This window comes from Nocardioides pyridinolyticus, from assembly GCF_054653575.1.
Window position 1 is genome coordinate 1 of the sequence record NZ_BAAIFY010000055.1, and the last position, 5,121, is coordinate 5,121.

The 5,121-nt window shown below is 64.8% G+C and carries 6 protein-coding genes; all 6 read left to right on the forward strand.

The window, feature by feature from the left end:
* The coding region (locus ACYQ0U_RS22415; RefSeq protein WP_459976103.1) for an acyl-CoA dehydrogenase family protein at positions 1-1,110 on the forward strand (1,110 nt) is incomplete at its 5' end.
* Positions 1,107-2,138, forward strand: coding sequence for an acyl-CoA dehydrogenase family protein (locus ACYQ0U_RS22420; RefSeq protein WP_459976104.1), 1,032 nt, complete (start codon positions 1,107-1,109; stop codon positions 2,136-2,138). The genes ACYQ0U_RS22415 and ACYQ0U_RS22420, both read left to right, overlap by 4 nt.
* 122 nt (positions 2,139-2,260) lie before the next feature.
* The gene (locus ACYQ0U_RS22425; protein WP_459976108.1) at positions 2,261-3,376 is read left to right on the forward strand and encodes an ABC transporter substrate-binding protein; all 1,116 of its coding nucleotides are present in this window, start codon (positions 2,261-2,263) and stop codon (positions 3,374-3,376) included.
* Positions 3,364-4,173: an ABC transporter ATP-binding protein gene (locus ACYQ0U_RS22430; protein WP_459976105.1), complete on the forward strand. Its 810-nt coding sequence runs from the start codon at positions 3,364-3,366 to the stop codon at positions 4,171-4,173. Before ACYQ0U_RS22425 ends, ACYQ0U_RS22430 begins: the two co-directional genes overlap by 13 nt.
* Positions 4,174-4,196: 23 nt before the next feature.
* Positions 4,197-4,898, forward strand: coding sequence for an ABC transporter ATP-binding protein (locus tag ACYQ0U_RS22435; protein ID WP_459976106.1), 702 nt, complete (start codon positions 4,197-4,199; stop codon positions 4,896-4,898).
* On the forward strand, positions 4,898-5,121 hold a 224-nt coding region (locus tag ACYQ0U_RS22440), incomplete at its 3' end, for an ABC transporter permease subunit (RefSeq protein ID WP_459976107.1). The genes ACYQ0U_RS22435 and ACYQ0U_RS22440, both read left to right, overlap by 1 nt.

Below are 5,121 nucleotides of genomic sequence, written 5' to 3' on the forward strand. Positions count from 1 at the left end.
CTTAGGGAGCTTCGGGAGCAGGTTCGCGTCTTCCTCGACGCTTCCGAGCGCAGCGGGGCGTTCGTTCCGCAATGCGACTCCTGGCTGGTCGGCTTCTCTCCTGCGTTCAGCACGGCTCTAGCCGAGCAGGGATGGCTTGGAATGACCTGGTCTCAAGACTACGGCGGCCATCAGCGCAGCGCTGCGGAGCGACTCGTAGTGGTGGAGGAGCTCTTGGCTCGGGGTGCACCGGTAGCGGCGCACTGGATCGCTGATCGCCAGTCAGGACCGCAGATCGCTAGGTTTGGCACTGAGGAAGCGAAGAAGAGCATCCTGCCCGCAATCGCTTCGGGGTCTTGCTTCTTCGCACTCGGACTAAGCGAGCCTGGCAGCGGGTCGGACTTGGCATCGGTGAGGACTCGCGCTACTCGGCACGGCAGCGGATGGCGTATCAGCGGGCAGAAGGTGTGGACGAGTGGCGCCCACCACGCACACTATCTCTCGGTCCTATGCCGGACGACGGGGTCGGCCGAGGATCGGCAGCGCGGTCTGAGCGTCTTCGTCGTTGATGCGCGCGCGCCGGGAGTGGAGATCAAACCTATCCGGCTGATCTCGGGAGAACATCATTTCAACGAGGTCTTCTTCGATGAGGTCGAGGTCGAGGACTCGATGATGATCGGCGCCGAGGGCGAGGGCTGGTCGGTCGTCACGTCAGAGCTCTCCCTTGAGCGGAGCGGCCCAGAGCGATACCTGAGCACGTTCCCGCTCCTCGACGCGGTGGTAAGGCGATTGCCTGATGAGGTGGACCCGCTGACTCGTCGACGCCTTGGCGACGTCGCCTCGGACATCGTCGCGCTGCGCGAGATGTCGACAGCCATCGCCGAACGGCTTGACGCCGGCGCTGATCCAGTGGTTGAGGCCGCTGCGTTTAAGGATCTTGGGACTCGGTTCGAGAGCCAACTGGTGCATGTGGTGCGCGAAGTTGTCGCATCGCAACCGTCGGTCCTGGCGGACGGCCAGGTGTCGGCTCTGATAACCGACTCGCTGTTGGCCTCCCCCGGGTTCACGCTTCGCGGCGGAACGAACGAGATCCTGCGTGGGATCGTGGCACGTGGATTGGGTGTGCGATGAACGAGCTGCATGCGCAGATCGCGCAGACGTTGGAGGGACTGCAGGAGCGTCACGGGTCGACCGACGCCCCTAGCGTGTGGCGGCAACTTGAGATAGCGGAGATGACCGCCGTGGCGGTGCCCGATGGGCTCGGCGGAGCTGGTGGTGATTGGCGTGATGCGTGCTTTATCGCGCAATGCGCATCCCGGCTAGGGATCGGGCCGCCGGTGGCGGACGCAGCCGTGTTGGGTGCTGCGCTGCTGACGGCTGGCGGGATGACCCGACCTGAGGGTCTGACGAGCACGCTGGCAGAAGCGCCGGGCCTCGTCCTGCGAGAGGTGGGCGAGACATGGCGAGTTGATGGGCACCTCAGTCGAGTTCCCTATGGTCAGTACGCCGCGCACGTCGTCGTCCTGGTCGACTCGGACGAGGGGCCTCGGGTCGTGGTCTTGCCTCGTGACGGGTGGGTCGTTGACGATGTCGATGACCTCTCCGGCGATCCACGCGCAGAGATCTCCGTAGCTCAGCCGCTCCCCCCGGGGACGGTCTCGGCGCCCAACGTCATGAGTTCGGCCCGCGCGCGCAGTCTTGGTGCTCTCACGGCTGTGATCAAGAGTCTTGGCGGTCTAGAGCGGATCCTTGAGTTGACTGTGTCGTACGTCAACGAGCGCGAGCAGTTCGGGCGCTCCCTGGCGAAGTTCCAAGTGGTCCAGCACCTGATCGCAGAGCTAGCCGCGGAGCTCGAGGCTGCTCGGGCGGTGGCTGAGCTCGCCATGGACGGTGACGAGGTGACCGTCGCGTTCGCCAAAGTGCGGACTGGTCGCGCGGTCGAGCGAGCCTCGGCAATTGCGCATCAGCTTCACGGCGCCATCGGCTTCACCGACGAGCATGAGCTGCACCGCTTCACCCGGAGAGTCTGGGCATGGCGCGATGAGTACGGGTCCGAGTTCGAGTGGGCGGACCACGTAGGCGGTGCCGTGACGCGCACCCCCGACGGACTGTGGCCTTGGATCGTAAATCGTCTAGAACACAGCGCCGCAGGCTCTTGACGCCGGTGCTATTCCTTACGATGATTCTAAGTATTATGTGACGAGCGCCACGGAGGCACACCATGACTTCTTTCCACTCAACTACTCGAGCACGAGTTGCTGCGGGCACCGCGTTGGCGCTGATGGCGCTAGGTCTGGCGGCCTGCAGCGATTCGTCCTCCGGAGCCGACAGTGACACCGTTGTGATCGGCTTGCTCTCGGACGTCTCGGGCCCAGCCGGCCCCTGTTGTGGCGTGCCGGGCAAGGCAGGTGCGGAGCTGGCGCTCGCCGAGCTCAACGCCGCTGGCGGGATCGACGGTAAAGACGTCGAGTTCAAGTTCAACGACACGCAGGGCGCCAAGGACCAGGCAGTGCGTCTTTATCGACGACTCGCCGACGACGGCGCCGTAGCGGTCGTCGGACCCACTCGGACGGACGAGGTCCTCGTCCTGGCGGGTGTGGCGGACCAGCAGGGTGTGCCGTTCGTGAGCACGGGCTCACGCGGGCCGTTCCCTGGCGACTTCGGTAGCGACGCGTTCCGGATCGCGATCTCGGAGGAGCAGATCGCTGGGCCGTTCATGGACCGACTCGTTGCGGACGCGGACATCTCGTCGATCGCGCTCATCTCGGCTTCCGACGACCCGGCACTTCAGGCAGGGGCCGAAGCATTCAAGGAGGCAGCCGAGGATGCCGGAGTCTCAGCGGTCGCCGAAGAAACCTTCAGCACGGGCGACACCGACTTCTCCGCTCAGGTGACTAAGATCAAGGACAGCGACCCCGACGCAGTCGCGATTGCTGCGCAGGTCGATGACGGCGGCCTCATCGTCGCCGAGCTGGCGCGAGCCGGCGTCGATGCCCAGCTCGTCGGCCTCGGCGGCATGGCTAGTGCTGACTGGTTCGAGGTCGCTGGCGAGCAGGGCGCTGGGCTGCTGGCGGCGACACCGTTTGACCCCTCCTCCAAGGACAAGGCAGTCACTGACTTCGTGTCGGCGTACACCGAGGAGACCGGTGAGGCCCCGGGCGTCGACGCAGCCTACGGCTACGCATCGGCCCAGGTAATCTTCGAGGCTGTCCGTCGCGCGCTTGACGCCGGTGACCTCTCGCCGGAGGCGGTCCGCGAGCAGCTTGGGCAGCTCCAGGACTTCGACACCGTCGTCGGTCCGGTTACGTACGACGGCGCGGGCGACCGTGCGCCGTTGGACCAGGCCCTGATCCTGCGGATGGGCGAGGACGGCACCTACTCGGAGTGGATGCCCTGATCATGAGCAGGACGAGCGCGCCATCAGCAAGACCCGTTCGAGACCCGGTGCTAGTGGTCGAGATGGTGACGAAGGCCTACGGCGGCGTAGTGGCACTGGCAGACGTGTCCTTCGCCGTGGAGCAGGGCGAGGTGCTTGCCGTGATCGGGCCGAACGGGGCAGGAAAGACGACGCTGTTCGACGTCATCACCGCGATGACGCCGGCAACGCGAGGCTCGATCCAATTCGATGGGCGCGAGATCGCGGGAGCTCGGTCCCATGCGATCGCTCAGGCGGGCATGGCGCGCACTTTTCAAAACCTGCGTGTGTTCACTCATATGAGTGTCGTTGAGAACGTGGCGGTCGGATCGGTGGGACGGCATACTGCCGGCCGATGGCCGAGGACTCTGGCGCGCCTGCTCTCCTCACGGTCGGGACCGATGCGCGGGGACGCGCGCCAGTTGCTCGTCCAGGTCGGGCTGGGTCATCGCCTCAAGAGCGATGCAGATCAACTGCCGTATGCCGAGCTTCGACGACTGGAGATCGCGCGAGCGCTCGCCACGCAGCCGAGCCTGCTCATCTTGGACGAGCCGGTCGCGGGAATGAGCCATCACGAGGCTGCCGAAGTGGGGAGCCTGGTGCGTGAAATCCAGAACTCTGGCGTGACGGTCATTCTGATCGAGCACAACATGCAGTTCGTGTCCTCGACCGCTGACCGCGTGATCGTCCTGGATAAGGGAGCGCTGATCGCTACCGGTACGCCGCAGGAGATCTATGACAACCCGCAGGTGCTCGAAGCTTATGTGGGGGTCTTGTGACTGCCGTACTTGAGGTTCGCGGCTTGCGGGTCACTTACGGGCCCGTGGTTGCAGTTCACGACTTCGACGCAGAGATCGAGGCGGGTGAGATTGTCGCTGTCCTTGGTGCCAACGGGGCTGGGAAGAGTTCGGTTGTGCGAGGTCTCCTAGCCGCGGCGACTGCGACGGTCAAACAGTTCATTGGCCCAGACGGGAAGGATCTGAGGCGATGCGGGACTAGCAAGATCATTCGGTCTGGCGTAGCGGTCGTTCCTGAAAGACGTCGCGTGTTCGGGGGCCAGTCCGTCGAGGAGAATCTGTTGTTGGGCGCCTACACCGTGCGGGATAGGCACAAGGTTCGGGAGAGCATGTCTCGGGTCTATGACTTGTTTCCCGCGTTGGCTCCATTGGCCGGGCGGCGCGCTGGAGCGCTTAGTGGCGGCGAGCAACAGATGCTGGCCATCGGCCGCGGCCTGATGGCAGGTCCGCGGCTGCTGATCATGGACGAGCCCTCACTAGGTCTTGCGCCCGTGATCGCATCGCAGTTGTTTAACGACATTCAGGCCGTCGCTCAGAGCGGCGTGGGGGTTCTGCTAGCGGAGGAGAACGCTGTCCGCTCTCTCGCCATCGCGAATCGGGTGGTTGCACTTCAGAACGGCCACGTTGCGGCAGCAGGGACGGTAGAGGAGTTGGGCGGCGACGACGCGATCCACCGCTTGTACCTCGGCGGGCAGGAGGCCACCTGATGTATGAGCAGCTCGTCAATGGAGTCGCCCTGGGCTCCACTTACGCCCTAGTGGCGGTCGGATACACCTTGGTGTTCGGGGTGCTCAACGTCGTGAACCTCGCTCACGGGCAGGTCCTCATTCTATCCGCGTTCGTCAGCCTAGAAGTCGCCGAGCGATTCGGGTCGATTGGCTTCGTTGGCGCTCTGCTCGTTGGCGCGTTGGCGGGCATGGCTGCGGGCGT